This window comes from Streptomyces sp. NPDC088732 (assembly GCF_044751205.1).
Classification (GTDB): Bacteria; Actinomycetota; Actinomycetes; order Streptomycetales; family Streptomycetaceae; genus Actinacidiphila.
Genome location: NZ_JBIVLI010000011.1, coordinates 148857 through 163319, shown reverse-complemented (window position 1 = coordinate 163319; position 14463 = coordinate 148857). Strand labels below are relative to the sequence as shown.

Annotated in this window: 14 protein-coding genes and 1 pseudogene; 7 read left to right on the top strand and 8 right to left on the bottom strand. The window is 74.0% G+C overall.

All coding sequences use genetic code 11. The features are described from left to right. Positions 1–7: 7 nt before the first annotated feature. Positions 8–1234, bottom strand: coding sequence for an acyl-CoA dehydrogenase family protein (locus ACIP9H_RS20215; protein WP_401959981.1), 1227 nt, complete (start codon positions 1232–1234; stop codon positions 8–10). A 2-nt stretch (positions 1235–1236) separates the two neighbouring features. After that, positions 1237–2262 carry a phosphotransferase family protein gene (locus ACIP9H_RS20210; protein ID WP_401589226.1) on the bottom strand — a complete coding sequence of 342 codons (1026 nt, stop codon included), beginning with the start codon at positions 2260–2262 and terminating at the stop codon, positions 1237–1239. Between the two features lie 286 nt (positions 2263–2548). Here ACIP9H_RS20210 and ACIP9H_RS20205 point away from each other — a divergent pair, with 286 nt between their 5' ends. Continuing rightward, positions 2549–3847 (top strand): glucarate dehydratase family protein, encoded by a 1299-nt coding sequence (locus tag ACIP9H_RS20205; protein WP_401589223.1) that lies wholly within the window; start codon positions 2549–2551, stop codon positions 3845–3847. A 9-nt stretch (positions 3848–3856) separates the two neighbouring features. Here the strand turns inward: ACIP9H_RS20205 and ACIP9H_RS20200 are convergent, their stop codons facing one another. Both ACIP9H_RS20200 and ACIP9H_RS20195 read right to left on the bottom strand, forming a co-directional pair. Then, positions 3857–4798, bottom strand: a complete 942-nt coding sequence (locus tag ACIP9H_RS20200) for an MBL fold metallo-hydrolase (RefSeq protein ID WP_401589220.1) — start codon at positions 4796–4798, stop codon at positions 3857–3859. 119 nt (positions 4799–4917) lie between these two features. Beyond that, positions 4918–5430 carry a gluconokinase gene (locus ACIP9H_RS20195; protein ID WP_401589218.1) on the bottom strand — a complete coding sequence of 171 codons (513 nt, stop codon included), beginning with the start codon at positions 5428–5430 and terminating at the stop codon, positions 4918–4920. A 113-nt stretch (positions 5431–5543) separates the two neighbouring features. On the opposite strand from ACIP9H_RS20195, the gene ACIP9H_RS20190 reads away from it, so the two are divergent. After that, on the top strand, positions 5544–6251 hold the full coding sequence (locus ACIP9H_RS20190) for a FadR/GntR family transcriptional regulator (protein ID WP_401589215.1): 708 nt from the start codon (positions 5544–5546) through the stop codon (positions 6249–6251). 22 nt (positions 6252–6273) lie between these two features. Here the strand turns inward: ACIP9H_RS20190 and ACIP9H_RS20185 are convergent, their stop codons facing one another. Beyond that, positions 6274–6807, bottom strand: coding sequence for an AAA family ATPase (locus ACIP9H_RS20185; RefSeq protein ID WP_401959977.1), 534 nt, complete (start codon positions 6805–6807; stop codon positions 6274–6276). Between the two features lie 202 nt (positions 6808–7009). Here ACIP9H_RS20185 and ACIP9H_RS20180 point away from each other — a divergent pair, with 202 nt between their 5' ends. Continuing rightward, positions 7010–7954 (top strand): hypothetical protein, encoded by a 945-nt coding sequence (locus ACIP9H_RS20180; RefSeq protein WP_401589210.1) that lies wholly within the window; start codon positions 7010–7012, stop codon positions 7952–7954. On the opposite strand, the gene ACIP9H_RS20175 is transcribed toward ACIP9H_RS20180, so the two are convergent. From ACIP9H_RS20175 to ACIP9H_RS20165, 3 genes are all read right to left on the bottom strand, one after another. Then, positions 7900–8391 carry a MarR family winged helix-turn-helix transcriptional regulator gene (locus tag ACIP9H_RS20175; protein WP_401589208.1) on the bottom strand — a complete coding sequence of 164 codons (492 nt, stop codon included), beginning with the start codon at positions 8389–8391 and terminating at the stop codon, positions 7900–7902. The two genes, ACIP9H_RS20180 and ACIP9H_RS20175, sit on opposite strands and share 55 nt — an antisense overlap. Positions 8392–8460: 69 nt before the next feature. After that, positions 8461–8784 (bottom strand): DUF202 domain-containing protein, encoded by a 324-nt coding sequence (locus tag ACIP9H_RS20170; RefSeq protein ID WP_401589205.1) that lies wholly within the window; start codon positions 8782–8784, stop codon positions 8461–8463. After that, the gene (locus ACIP9H_RS20165; protein WP_401589203.1) at positions 8784–9188 is read right to left on the bottom strand and encodes a YidH family protein; all 405 of its coding nucleotides are present in this window, start codon (positions 9186–9188) and stop codon (positions 8784–8786) included. Before ACIP9H_RS20165 ends, ACIP9H_RS20170 begins: the two co-directional genes overlap by 1 nt. Positions 9189–9317: 129 nt before the next feature. On the opposite strand from ACIP9H_RS20165, the gene ACIP9H_RS20160 reads away from it, so the two are divergent. The 4 genes and pseudogenes from ACIP9H_RS20160 (at position 9318) to ACIP9H_RS20145 (ending at position 14264) form a co-directional block, all read left to right on the top strand. After that, positions 9318–9893 carry an NUDIX hydrolase gene (locus ACIP9H_RS20160; protein ID WP_401959973.1) on the top strand — a complete coding sequence of 192 codons (576 nt, stop codon included), beginning with the start codon at positions 9318–9320 and terminating at the stop codon, positions 9891–9893. Positions 9894–10077: 184 nt separating this feature from the next. After that, positions 10078–11439 carry an NAD(P)/FAD-dependent oxidoreductase gene (locus tag ACIP9H_RS20155; RefSeq protein WP_401589197.1) on the top strand — a complete coding sequence of 454 codons (1362 nt, stop codon included), beginning with the start codon at positions 10078–10080 and terminating at the stop codon, positions 11437–11439. A 78-nt stretch (positions 11440–11517) separates the two neighbouring features. Beyond that, positions 11518–13278 carry an acyclic terpene utilization AtuA family protein gene (locus tag ACIP9H_RS20150; RefSeq protein WP_401959971.1) on the top strand — a complete coding sequence of 587 codons (1761 nt, stop codon included), beginning with the start codon at positions 11518–11520 and terminating at the stop codon, positions 13276–13278. A 7-nt stretch (positions 13279–13285) separates the two neighbouring features. Beyond that, a pseudogene (locus ACIP9H_RS20145) lies at positions 13286–14264 on the top strand (pirin family protein). Positions 14265–14463 lie beyond the last annotated feature (199 nt).

The window sequence follows — 14463 nt, the reverse complement described above, 5'->3', positions numbered from 1 at the left end:
GTGCCGCTCAGCCCTCCTGGGGGGCGTACCGCTTGAGTTCGCGCCGCGCGAGCGACCGCTTGTGCACCTCGTCGGGCCCGTCGGCCAGGCGCAGCGTGCGGGCCGCCGCGTACAGTTCGGCCAGCGGGAAGTCCTGGCTGACGCCGCCCGCGCCGTGCACCTGGATGGCGCGGTCGAGGATCAGGCCCACCTTCGCCGGGGTGGCGATCTTGATGGACTGGATCTCGGTGTGCGCCCCGCGGTTGCCGACGGTGTCCATCAGCCAGGCGGTCTTGAGCACCAGGAGCCGCAGTTGCTCGATCTCCACGCGGGCTTCGGCGATCCACTCCTGGACGACGCCCTGCGCGGCCAGCGGCTTGCCGAACGCGACGCGCCCGGTGGCCCGCCGGCACATCAGCTCCACCGCGCGCTCGGCCATGCCGATCAGCCGCATGCAGTGGTGGATCCGGCCCGGTCCGAGCCGCGCCTGCGCGATGGCGAAGCCGCCGCCCTCCTCGCCGACCAGGTTCTCCGCGGGCACCCGCACGTCGTGGAAGACCACCTCGGCATGGCCGCCGTGGTCCCCGTCGTCGTAGCCGAACACCCGCATGCCGCGCCGTACTTCGAGGCCGGGCGTGTCGCGCGGCACGAGGATCATGCTCTGCTGGCGGTGCCGGTCGGCGGTGGGATCGGTCTTGCCCATGACGATGAAGATCGCGCAGAGCGGGTTCATCGCGCCGGAGATGTACCACTTGCGGCCGTTGATGACGTAGTCGGCGCCGTCGCGCACGATCCGGGTCTCGATGTTCGTCGCGTCCGAGGAGGCCACGTCCGGCTCGGTCATCGCGAAGGCCGAGCGGATCTCCCCGGCGAGCAGCGGTTCCAGCCAGGTCTTGCGCTGCTCCTCGGTGCCGAACTCGCTGAGCACCTCCATGTTCCCGGTGTCCGGCGCGGCGCAGTTGAGGGCGGGCGGGGCCAGGTGCGGGCTGCGGCCGGTGATCTCGGCCAGCGGCGCGTACTGGAGGTTGGTCAGTCCCGCGCCGCGCTCACCGGGCAGGAAGAGGTTCCACAGGCCCAGCTCCCGCGCCTTCGCCTTGAGTTCCCCGACGACCGGCGGCGCCGACCAGACCGCGTCGCCCTCGGCCTCCTCGCGCTGGCGGCGGAAGACCGGCTCGGCCGGGTACACGTGCTCGTCCATGAAGGCGAGCAGCCGCTCGCGCAGTTCCTCGGTCCTGGCGTCGTACGCGAAGTCCATGGTCAGCCTTCCTGAAGGGTGCGCAGGCCGTTGTCGATGAAGGCCGGGACGATGGCGCCGATCCGGTCGAAGCCGGCGCCGACGGTCCGGCCGAGGGTGTAGCGGTAGTGGATGCCCTCCAGGATCACGGCGAGCTTGAAGTACGCGAAGGCCGTGTACCAGGCCACCGAGGACACGTCGCGCCCCGATCCGGCGGCGTAGCGCTCCAGCAGCTCGGCGGCGGAGGGGTGGCCCGGGGCGCCGCCGGTGACGGACACCGGCGTGCCGGGGGTGGGGCGCAGCTCGCCGTACATCAGCAGCAGGCCGAGGTCGGTGAGCGGGTCGCCGAGGGTGGACATCTCCCAGTCGAGGACGGCCCTGACGGTGTCGTCGGAGCCGACCAGCACGTTGTCGAGCCGGTAGTCGCCGTGGACGACCGCGGGCGGCCCGGAGGCGGGCAGCCGCGCGCCCAGGGCGGCCGCGAGCTCGTCGATGCGGGGCAGGTCGCGGCTGCGCGAGGCGTCGAGCTGCTTGCCCCAGCGGCGCAGCTGGCGCTCCAGGAATCCGTCGGGGCGGCCGAAGTCCCCGAGCCCGGCCGCACCGGGGTCGACGGCGTGCAGGGCGACGAGGGTGTCCACCAGGGCGAGCACGATGGCGCGGGTGCGGTCGGGGCCGAGCGCGGTGAGCTGCTTCTCGGTGCGGTACGGCGTGCCCTCCACGAAGTCCATGACGTAGAAGGGCGCCCCCAGGACCTCCGGGTCCTCGCAGAGGATCACGGTGCCTGGGACGGGCACGGGGGTGTCGCGCAGGGCGCTGATCACGCGGTGCTCGCGGCCCATGTCGTGCGCGGTCGCCAGCACATGGCCCAGCGGGGGCCGCCGGACCACCCAGCGCGCGGTGCCGTCGCTGACGGCGTACGTCAGGTTGGACCGCCCGCCCTCGATCAGCTCGCCGTCGAGCGGGCCGCGCAGCAGGCCGGGCCGCTGCGCGTCCAGGTACCGCCGCAGCCGGTCCAGGTCGAGCCCCGGTGGGTTCTCCGTACCGCTCATCATGCTCCTCGCCACTGCCGTCCCTGTCCCCGACATCATGCCGACCAGTCGGTATGTCGTCCAGTCCGCCGCCGGAACCGGCGGGCGCGCGCCTGGGCGCCCGCACGCGGTGCCGCCGCGGTGCCCGCAGCCATGATCCCGCCCGCCGTGCCCGGCCGCCCCGCGGGCCCGCCCCGCGAACCGTGTCCGGACCTGTGCGTTCTTGACGACTTTGGGGAGGGGACCTAGGGTCCGATTCTGGTAGACGCATCTCAAACATGTATGTGAACGACGAGGGTGGGCGTTGATGACACACCGCAGGGACCTGACGATCACGGACGTAAGACTCACCCCTGTCCTGGTCTCCGACCCGCCGATCCTCAACACCCAAGGCGTTCACCAGCCGTTCACGCCCCGGTTGATCATCGAGGTCACCACCGAGAGCGGCGTCACCGGCATCGGCGAGACCTACGGCGACGCCCGCTACCTGGAGCCCGCCCGCCAGCTCGCCGACGCGCTGCCCGGATGCGAGGTCAGCGACCTGAACAACCTGTCGCCGCTCGCCGGACTGGTGTGCGCGCCGCCCCAGGACACCTCGGACGCCGTGGACGCCGGCGGACTGCGCGGCGTGCTGACCGCCGACAAGGTGCTGCTGTCGGTGGTGTCCGGCTTCGAGGTGGCCTGCCTGGACGCACTCGGCAAGGTGCTCGGGCTCCCCGTGCACGCGCTGCTCGGCGGCAAGGTGCGCGACACCGTCGACTACAGCGCCTACCTCTTCTACCGCTGGGCCGAGCACCCGGACGGGCAGGGCCTCAAGGACGACTGGGGCGCGGCGCTCGACCCGGCCGGCATCGTGGCGCAGGCCCGGCGCTTCGTCCGCGAGTACGGCTTCACGTCGTTCAAGCTCAAGGGCGGCGTCTTCCCGCCCGACGAGGAGATCGCCGCGATCCGGGCGCTGGCCGCGGCCTTCCCCGGCATGCCGCTGCGCCTGGACCCCAACGGCGCGTGGTCGGTGGAGACCTCGCTGCGCGTCGCCGACGAGCTCGGGGACGTCCTGGAGTACCTGGAGGACCCCACCTCCACCACCGCCCGCATGGCCGAGGTCGCCGCCGGCACCGATCTGCCGCTGGCCACCAACATGTGCGTCACCACCTTCGGGGAGATCCCCGACGCCTTCGCCCAGGACGCCGTCCAGGTCGTGCTCTCCGACCACCACTACTGGGGCGGGCTGCGCAACACCCGTGAACTCGCCGCGATCTGCCGCACGTTCGGGGTGGGCGTGTCGATGCACTCCAACACCCACCTCGGCATCAGCCTCGCCGCGATGACGCATGTCGCGGCCACGGTGCCCAATCTGCACCACGCCTGCGACTCGCACTACCCGTGGCAGACCGAAGACGTCATCACCCTGCGCCACGAGTTCCGCGGCGGCCGGCTGGCCGTGTCCGACGCCCCCGGCCTCGGCGTGGAACTCGACCGGACGGCCCTGGAGACCCTGCACCGCCGCTGGCTCGACGACGACGGCGGCCTGCGCGACCGCGACGACGCCAAGGCCATGCGCCGTGCCGAGCCCGGCTGGGTCACCCCCGCCATTCCGCGCTGGTGAGCCAGGGCCTCAGGCCAGGCACTCCGGGACCCGGCCGCCGTTCAGCACCGCCATGTCGGTGATGATCCGCACCAGGTCCAGCGGCGAGCCGGGCGGCAGCCCGTCCAGCTCCGCGTACGCGCGGTGCAGATTGGCGACCAGCCGCTCCGGCTCGCGCAACGACGCGAACTCGCCGGGATCGGCGGCCCGCGCGACCTCCAGCGGTTCCCGGCCGGCCTTGTGGCCGTCCGCCGCGAGCTCCGTCACGAAGCGCAGATAGCCCTCGGTCGTGTCGTACACCGACGGGTCGCAGACCTGCCCGTGGCCCGGCACGACGATCTCGGCGTCCAGCGACCGCAGCAGTTCGAGCCCGCGCAGCGAGCCCGCGAGCGAGCCCATCGGGACGAAGGGCGCCCCGCCGTTGAAGACCAGGTCGCCGGTGAAGACCACCCGCGGGCCGGGCAGCCACACCACGGTGTCGCCGAGCGTGTGGGCGACCCCGGGGTGCAGCAGCCGTACCTCCTCGTCGCCGACGTGCAGGGTCAGCTCGTCGTCGTAGGTGACCGTGGCGGGGGTGACGGGCACCTCGCCGTAGTCCACGTCCGGCCAGATGGCGTGCAGCTGGAGCCCGGCGGCCAGCTGCTCCTTGACGCACGCCGTGTGGCCGACGATCCGGGCGCCCGGGGTGAAGACGCTGTTGCCGTAGGTGTGGTCGCCGTGGTGGTGGGTGTTGACCACGTGGTCGGGCTGCGGCACACCCGCCGCGGTCAGCGCGTCGCGGAGCAGCAGGGCGCGCCGCTCGGTGGCGGCGGTGTCCACCAGCAGCGTCGTGCGGCCGTCGCTGATGAACCCGGCGTTGTTCAGGCACCACCCGCCGTCCGGCTGGACGTAGGCGTGCACGCCCGGCGCGAGCCGGGAGGTGTACGGGGCGTCGGTCTGCGACGGCGACGACGACGGTGACGGAGATGACATGGTTGTGCCCTTTCCTGGTGGTCCGCGAGGAACCTAACAGGGGAGGGCGCAGGCCGGACGGGGTGGGGCCGCCCCCGGCGGAGCGGCTGCGGGACCAGCGGCAGCAGCGGGGGAACGGCTCAGTGGGGGAGGGCCGCCAGGGCGCGCTCGCTGATCTGCCGCGGGCCGCCGTCGATCGCCACGACCGCCCCGGCCTCGTCGGGTTCGAGCGGTTCCAGCGCCTCGAACTGCGAGCGCAGCAGCCCGGCCGGCATGAAGTGCTGCATCCGCGCGGCCAGGCGGGCGGCGATCAGCTCCTCGGAGCCGTCGAGGTGGAGGAAGAACAGGCCGGGCGTATCCCGGCGGAGCCGGTCACGGTAGCGGCGGCGCAGGGCGGAGCAGCTGACGACGCCGCCGTGGCCGCCGCGCCCGGTGATCCAGGCCGCTATGGCGTCCAGCCAGGGGGCGCGGTCCTCGTCGTCCAGCGGATGCCCGGCCGACATCTTGGCGATGTTGGCCGGCGGGTGGAAGTCGTCGGCCTCGGCGTACGGGACGCCGAGCCGCTCGGCGAGCAGCCCGCCGACGGTGGACTTGCCCGATCCGGAGACCCCCATGACCACCACCAGGGGGAGACGCGGGCCGTCCTCGGTCATCACTGCTACCTCCTCGTGCGGGTGACGGCCTTCAGGAAACGCCATAGGTACTACTTATTCAAGAGGCCGACATAAAATCGTCATACGAATCGATGCCGCATAGGCTGTCGGCCATGGATCGGCAGGGAGAGAACGGCGGCCTGCACGCCCGGGTCCTGGCGGAACTCGGCCCCGCCATCGCGTCCGGCGTCCACCCGCCCGGCACCGTGCTGCGCATCGACGCGCTCGAGCGCGACTTCGGCGTCTCCCGCACCGTCGTGCGCGAGGCGGTCAGGGTGCTGGAGGCCATGCACCTGGTCGAGTCCCGGCGCCGGGTCGGCATCACGGTGCGCCCCACCGAGGAGTGGAACGTCTTCGACCCCGCCGTCATCCGCTGGCGCCTGGCGGGTGCCGACCGGCCCCGCCAGTTGCGCTCGCTGACCACGCTGCGCACCGCCGTGGAGCCGGTCGCCGCCGGGCTCGCGGCAGCCGCCGCCGACCCGGCCCAGTGCCGCGAACTCACCGTCCTCGCCGCCGAGATGGCCGCGGCCGGCCGCGCGGCCGACCTGGACGCGTACCTCGTCCACGACATCGCGTTCCACCGCACGATGCTCCGGGCCTCGGGCAACGAGATGTTCGCCCGGCTCGGCGACGTGGTCGCCGAGGTCCTGACCGGCCGCACCGAGCACCACCTGATGTTCAGCGCCCCCGACCCCGAGGCGGTCACCCTCCACGTGCGGGTCGCCGAGGCCGTCCGCTCCCGGGACGCCGGGGCCGCCGAGCGGCTGATGCGGGAGATCTGCGTGGGCGCCCTGCGCGAACTGGACATCCTCGCGCCCTGAAGCCACCCCGCCGCCGCAGGGCTCAGCCCGTGGGCCCGGCATGGCGCAGGATCGTGTCGACCGTCTGCTCCGGGGTCTGCTCGCCGGTGTCCAGCCACAGGCCGATCCGGGGCGTGCCCGAGCGCAGCGCGCGGTCCAGCCGGGCGGGGGTGACGACGTCGTCGTAGACCCGCTTGGCACGTGCGGCCTCCCGCGCGGCGACCGCGCCCGGAGGCGGGACGAGGACGACGACGTGCAGCGGCCTGGTGCGCAGCAGCGCGATCGTGCGCGGCAGTTCGTCGCCGAGAATCACGTCCTGGAGCACGGGCGTGAAGCCGGCGGCGGCGTAGGCGTCGGCGCTCGCGGCGGCCAGGGAGTGCCGCAGCCGCAGTTGCCGCAGCGTCTCCTCGCCGGGGCCCTCGTCGTCGTGGTCCGCGGGGACCGGTTCCGCGCGGCCGCCCACGATCATCCGCCGGAACGCGCCCCCGCGGATGTGCGCCGACCTCGGCAGCCGCTCGGCCAGTGCCTGCGCCACGGTGGACTTGCCCGACGCCGGGATGCCGGTGATCAAGAACATGCCCCGCACCGCCGCCGCCCCCGGCAGCCGGCCGGCCACCCGTCGCTCATGTGATGACGGATCGTCATCAGGCTTTCCTCCCCAGGACATTGAAGTGTCGGGAGTGAATCTACGGTCGTGTGCGCCGGCAGCGGAATCCCCGGTACCGGACGAAGGGAAAACCGGATGACCGGCCGGGACGGGACATGGTCGACTGGCCGGCATGACCTCACCGCCGGGCGCGCGTCCCGCACCGCCGCAGCCCTACCGCTGGACGCTGTCGCGGGCCCGCGACGGACGCCGCCCGGACCGCCTGGGCGCGCTGACCGACGGGGCCGAGCCGCCCCGGCTGTGGTTCCTGCCCCAGCTCACGGACTGCGCCGGCAAGGTGCTGGCCCGCTCCGGCGGGGCCGACCTGTGCTTCGTCGGGCGCTCCCTGGACAGCATGTACGACCTGCTCAGCGGCGCCTTCGAGGGCTCCTCCTGGGACGGGCGGCTGCTGCGCCTCCCGCTGTCGCTGCGGCTGTCCCGGGCCGGTTGGGGCCCGGCGCACACCCGCCGGCTGCGCGAGCACCTGGCGGCCGCCGGACTCGCCCCGTACGACCTGGCCCGCCGCACACGGCCGGTGGCGCTGGTCGACGTCGTGCACGGGGGCACGACGTACGACGTGCTGCACGGCGCGCTCGCCGCCTGGGCGGCCGCGAGCCGCGAGCCCTGGCCGGTGATCCGCCGCAAGCTGCGCTTCGTCGGCGTGACGATCCGCGAGCGGACCAGCCCGAAGACCTGGCGCTGGCAGCAGCACAGCGAAGGCGGCTGGGCCCGCGCCCTGCCCGCCGGGCACGCCGCGAGCGTGTCACTGGACGGCTGGGTCTGGGACTACCTCGGCAACGACCAGGACAAGCTGCAGCCCTGCTTCCCACCGCGGCGGTGGTTCGACGAGTGGGCCGCCGAGCCCTGGCACCGCCCGGGACTGCCGGCGGCGCTGGCCGAGTCGCTCGCGCTCGTCGAGGCGGGCCGCGGCCGTGCGGTGCGCGAGCGCCTGGTCCGCGTCATCGGCGCGGAGCCAGGCTTCGCCGACCGCGAAGTGCGGGCGCTGGTCGCGCCGCTGCGCCGTCAGCCGCGGGCGCGGTCCTCCATGACGGGGCGCAGCCGCTCCAGCAGGCCGTAGAGCGCCTCCCGCTCCCCGGCGTCGAGGACGTCGAGGGCCCCGTGGGTGGCCTGCATCTCGTCGCGCACCCGGCGCATCGTCTCGCGGCCCAGATCGGTGGCGACCACGTTCTTCACCCGGCGGTCGGCCGGGCTCACCTCGCGGCGCACGAACCCGTGGGCCTCGAGGCGGTCGACGATGCCGGTGATGTTGGACGCGTCGCACACCAGCCGCTCGGCGAGACCGCGCATCGGGACCGGGCCGTGCAACTGGGAGAGCACCTTCGCCTGCATGGACGTCAGCCCGTGCCGTGCCGCCGCCGCGGCGAAGTCCTGCCACTGGGCGGTGCCGATGACCGCGAGCAGTTCCAGCAGCTGGATCTTGGAGGGCGGATGCGCAGTCGGCGCAGTCGGCGCGGTCGGCGAATTCGGGGCGGTCGGGGCGTTCCGGGCGCTCATGCGGCGAGTCTACTCAGGTACTTGACATTGTGAACCATTTGCTTGATGTGCCCAAGCTTCCGCGCCACCTCACAGGAACAGCGTCGCCGACCCGAAGAGGGCCAGGGCCACGACGCACAGCACGGCCCCGGCCGCCCACGGCCCGGTCAGCACCGGCGGCCGGGCGTCGTCCAGCACGGCGATCCGGCGCTGCGCGACCGCCGTGAAGGCCAGCCACACCAGCGCGCACAGCGCCAACCCGCCGATCACGACCGCCGAGACGCCGTGCAGCAGCGCCTGGCGCCCGGCCAGCAGCGCCGCCACGGCGAAGGAGAGGGTCGTCCGCCGCCACGCCAGCCGGGTCCGTTCCGGCTGCAGCCCGGGATCGCGCTCCGGGGTGTCGCCGGCGTCCATCAGCCGGCCCGCCCCAGCACGGCGGTGAGCAGCAGCGCCACCGCCATCGCGGCGACCACCACCGCCAGCAGCGCCGGGAACCGCGAGACCGGCAGGTCGTCCCCGCGCCGCATCGCCCGCTCGCAGCGCACCCAGTGGTTGACCGCGCGCACCGCGCACATCGCCCCGCCCACGACCAGCACGACAGCCAGCGTCACCCGGACGGGACGCTGCAGGTTCCGCAGGAACTGGTCCACGGCGAAGCCGCCGCCCACCAGCGCCAGGGCCGTGCGCAGCCAGGCCAGGAACGTCCGCTCGTTCGCCAGCGAGAAGCGGTAGTCGGGCGTCGTGCCCTCCGCTCGCACCCGCTCCGGGGCGAACCACAGGCCGATCGCCCGCGCGGTGTTCCGGACAGCGTCGATCACACCGCTCACCCTACCCACGCCGGGACAACCGCCGGCGTCCACGGGCTTCCGCCCGGGCGAGGGGTGCGTGACGCCCGCGGTCGTGGCACCGTACGGGGATCAGCGGGGACGGCACGGCGGAGGCGCTCCATGGGCGACACGGACGACACGGGCGACACCGGCAGCAGGGACACCCCGCCGCGCCCGGCGGACGAACTGCTGGACATCGTGGACGAGCGGGACCACGTGGTCGGCCGGGCCACCCGCGGCGAGGCGACCGCCCGCGGACTGCGCCACCGCTGCGTGTTCATCCTGGCCCGGGACGCCGAGGAGCGGATCTTCGTGCACCGCAGGACGGCGCAGAAGCTGGTGTTCCCCTCCCTGTACGACATGTTCGTCGGCGGTGTCGTCGGCGCGGGCGAGGCGTACGACGACGCCGCCCTGCGCGAGGCCGAGGAGGAACTCGGCGTCAGCGGGCTGCCGCGCCCGACCCCGTTGTTCGGCTTCCTCTACGAGGGGACCGGCGCGGCCGCCGGCCACACCTGGTGGTCGCGGGTCTACGAGGTGCGCTGCGACCTGCCGGTCGCCCCGCAGGTGGAGGAGGTGGCCTGGCACGCCTTCCTCACCGAGGGAGAGCTGGAGGACCGGCTGCCCCGCCTCGCGTGGGTCCCCGACGGCCTGGAGGCCTACCACCGGCTGCTCGCGTGGCGCCGCACCGCGGGCTGACCACCGCGCCGGGCGGGTGCCGCCGGGCTCTTCTGGTCCACCGGTCGCGGCCGGTAGCGTGCCGCTGGCCCGCCCCGGTGTTCCGTTCGCGCCGCGACGGGGCCTGTGCGAGCGTGGCCGAAGGCGTATCCGCACACGCCGCGGGTAGGGAATCGGGCCCGAACGGTCCCACGGGAGGCGAGTGATGAACCGACCCAGGATCCTGGTCGTCGGCGGTGGCTTCGCGGGCATGGAGTGCGCGCACCGTCTGGAGCGCCGGCTGTCGCCGGACGAGGCCGACATCAGCCTGGTGACGCCCTGGAGCCACCAGCTCTATCTGCCCCTGCTGCCGCACGTCGCCGCGGGCGTCCTCACCCCGCAGGCGGTCGCGGTCCCGCTGCGCCGCATGCTGCACCGGACCGCCGTGATCCCCGGGCGGGCGATCGGCGTGGACCCGGCGGCCAAGGCGGTGGTCATCAAGAAGATCACCGACGAGGAGCTCGTGGAGGAGTACGACTACCTCGTCCTGGCCCCCGGCAGCGTCACCCGCACCTTCGACATCCCCGGCCTCACCGAGTACGGCCGGGGCATGAAGACCCTCGCCGAGGCGGCGTACATCCGCGACCACGTCATCGCCCAGCTGGACCTGGCCTCCGCCACCACCGACCGGGCCGAGCGCGAGTCGCGGCTCCAGTTCGTGGTGGTCGGCGGCGGCTACGCCGGCACCGAGACCGCCGCCGTCCTGCAGCGGCTCACCACCGCCGCCGCCAAGCGCTACCCGCGCCTGGACCCGACGCTCATCAAGTGGCACCTGATCGACATCGCCCCCCGGCTGATGCCCGAGCTCGGTGAGAAGCTCGGCCTGAAGGCGCTCCAGATCATGCGCGAGCGCGGGGTCGACGTGTCGCTGGGCGTGTCCGTCGCCGAGGTCACCCCCGACACCGTCACCTTCACCGACGGCCGCAAGCTGCCCTGCCGCACCCTGATCTGGACCGCGGGCGTCGTCTCCAGCCCGCTGGTGACGACGCTCGGCACGGAGACCGTCAAGGGCCGGCTCGTCACCGACGCCGAGATGCGCATCCCCGGCGCCGACGGGGTGTTCGCGCTCGGCGACTCCGCGGCGGTGCCGGACCTCGTGACCGGCGGCGGCGCCGTGTGCCCGCCCACCGCCCAGCACGCCATGCGGCAGGGCAAGGCCGTCGCCGAGAACGTGGTCGCGTCCCTGCGCGGCCGCCCGCTGGAGGAGTACCGGCACAAGGACCTGGGGCTGGTCGTCGACCTCGGCGGCATCGAGGCGGTCTCCAAGCCGCTGGGCGTGCCGCTCAGCGGGCTGCCCGCGCAGGTCGTGGCCCGCGGCTACCACCTCGGCGCGCTGCGCACCTTCCCGGCCCGCTTCCGGGCCGCGGCGGGCTGGTTCCTCAACGCCGTCGCCGGCGACGACTTCGTGCGCACCGGCTTCCAGGCGCGCAGGCCGGCCGCCCTGAAGGACTTCGAGGTCACCGACATCTACCTCTCGCCGGAGGAGATCCGCCGCCACGTGGACTCCCTGCGCGCGACGGCCGCCTGACCCCGGCGGCCCCGCCCCAACACCACCGCGTCACCGCGTCACCACATCTGAAGACAGACACCGCCGACGGCGAGGGACATGACCCAGCGACGAGACACCCTGCGGATCGCCAACTGCTCCGGCTTCTACGGGGACCGCCTCGCGGCCGCCCGCGAGATGGTCGAGGGCGGCCCCATCGACGTGCTGACCGGCGACTACCTCGCCGAGCTCACGATGCTGCTGCTGTGGAAGGCCCGGCAGCGGGACCCGGCGGGCGGGTACGCGGTCTCGTTCCTCGCCCAGATGGGGGACGTCCTCGGCACCTGCCTGGAGCGCGGCATCAAGGTCGTCGTCAACGCGGGCGGCCTCAACCCGGCCGGCCTGACCGCCAAGCTCGGCGAACTGGCCGCCCTCGCCGGGCTGAGCCCGTCGGTGGCGTACGTCGAGGGCGACGACCTCATCGGGCGCCTGCCCGAACTCCAGGCGCAGGGACACCGGTTCGCGCACCTCGCCACCGGCCGCAGTCTCGCCGACGCCGGCGTGCGGCCCGTCACCGCCAACGCCTACCTCGGCGCGTGGGGCATCACGCAGGCGCTGCGCGCCGGCGCCGACGTGGTGATCTGCGGACGCGTCACGGACGCCTCGCTGGTGGTCGGCCCCGCGGCCTGGGCCTTCGACTGGGCGCACGACGACTGGGACCGCCTGGCGGGGGCCGTCACCGCGGGGCACATCATCGAGTGCGGCGCCCAGGCGACCGGCGGCAACTACTCCTTCTTCACCGAGATCGAGCGCCCCGTGCACCCCGGCTTCCCCATCGCCGAGATGCGCCCCGACGGCTCCGCCGTCATCACCAAGCACGAGGGCACCGCCGGCGCCGTCACCGTCGAGACGGTCACCGCCCAGCTGCTGTACGAGATCGACCGCCCCGCCTACCTCAACCCGGACGTCGTCACCCGCTTCGACACCGTCGCCCTCGAACAACTCGGCCCCGACCGGGTCCTGGTGAGCGGCGCCCGCGGCGAGCCCGCTCCCGACACCCTCAAGGTGTGCGTCAACCACCACGGCGGCTACCGCAACACGGCGACCTTCGTGCTGACCGGTCCCGACATCGAGGCCAAGGCCCGGTTCGCGGAGGCGTCCCTGCTGGACGCCACCGGCGGGCCCGAGCGGTTCGGCACGTACGACGTCCACCTGGAGCCGACCGCGTCCGGCGCCCGGCTCACCCTCACCGTCAAGGACGCCGACAGGGACAAGGCCGGCCGCGCCCTGTTCTCCGCCGTGGTCGGCACCGGCCTGTCGACCGCACCCGGCCTGCACATGGAGCACTTCTCGCCCAAGGCCACCGAGTACGGCGTGCACTGGCCCGCCCTGGTCCCGGCCGAGGCGGTCCGGCACGAGGTGGTGCTCCACGACGGCACGCGCGTGCCCGTGCCGCGCCCGCCGTCGTCCGATGCCGCGCCGGTACCCGTCGCCGTTCCCGGGCCTGCCGTCACCGCGCCGGGCGGGCCCACCGTACGCGCCCCCCTGGGCCTGCTCGTCGGGGCGCGCTCCGGTGACAAGGGCGGCGACGCCAACGTCGGTCTGTGGGCCCGCAGCGACGCCGCGTACGCCTGGCTGCGGGACTGGCTCGACGTCGAACGGCTCCGCGCGCTCGTGCCGGAGGCCGCCGGGCTCCGCGTGAGCCGCTGGGAGCTGGCCAATCTCCGCGCGCTCAACTTCGTCGTCCACGGCCTGCTCGGGGAGGGCGTCGCCGCGTCCACCCGTCCCGACCCGCAGGCCAAGGGGCTGGGGGAGCACCTGCGCGCCCTGGAGGCCGACATCCCCGCCGCGCTGCTCCCGGCGCCCCGCCGGGAGGAGTGATCACCCCATGAGCAATCTCGACACGCGCCCCCTGCCCACCGCCTGCGGCGGACGCCAGGACATCTCCGCCGCCCCCGTGCGCGACCTGCTCACCGGCCGTGTCGTCCCCCTCGGCGAGAGCACCGAGGTGCGCCGGCTGCTGCCGAACCTGGGCCGCCGCATGGTCGGCGCCTGGTGCTTCGTCGACCACTACGGTCCCGACGACATCGCCGGGGCGAGCCGGGCATGCAGGTGCCGCCGCACCCGCACATCGGCCTGCAGACGGTCAGCCGGCTGCACGAGGGCGAGGTGCTGCACCGCGACAGCCTGGGCAGTCTGTGCACCGTACGGCCGCGCGAACTCGGCCTGATGACCTCCGGCCGCGCGATCGCGCACTCCGAGGAGTCCCCGCAGGCGAGCACGCCCGCCTGCTGCACGGCGCGCAGTTGTGGGGGGCGCTCCCCGACGCGCAGCGGCACCGCGAGCCGTCCTTCGAGCACCACGCCGACCTCCCGCTCGTCACCGGCGGGCGCGGCGGGCTGCGCGCCACCGTCCTGCTGGGCGGGCTCGACACCGCCGTCTCGCCCGGCTCCGTCTTCACGCCCCTGGTCGGCGCGGACCTGGCCCTCACCGAGGGCACGGACGTCGCGCTGCCGCTGGAGCGCGACTTCGAGTACGCGGTGCTGGCGACGGCCGGCCGCATCGACATCGAAGGGGTGCCCGTCGAACCGGGCTCGATGCTCTGTCTGGGCTGCGGCCGCGCCGAGTTGCCGCTGCGCGCGGACAGCGACGGCTCGGTGATGCTGCTGGGCGGCGAGCCGTTCGAGGAGCGGCTCGTCATGTGGTGGAACTTCGTGGCCCGTTCGGGCGAGGAGATCGCCCGGGCCCGTGACGAGTGGAACACCGGCACCGCCGCCTTCGGCACGGTCCACGGCTACGCCGGCGACCGGCTCCTGGCACCGCGACTGCCCGACACCCCGCTCAGGCCCCGGGGCCGCGAACGCTGACCACTGGGGGCTCGTCGGCCGCGCCTCCCGTCGTACGCGGCGGAAGTCGGCGCCGCCGCCACCCGTGACACGGCGCCCGCGCCGACGCCCGGTCGGTCCACCGGGGTGACCACCGCGCACCCGTCGAGCACCGCCCGCCCGTGGACATCGTCGGCCGCCGCTCCCAGCACGATGCGCACCGGTCGGCAACCGCCCTCGC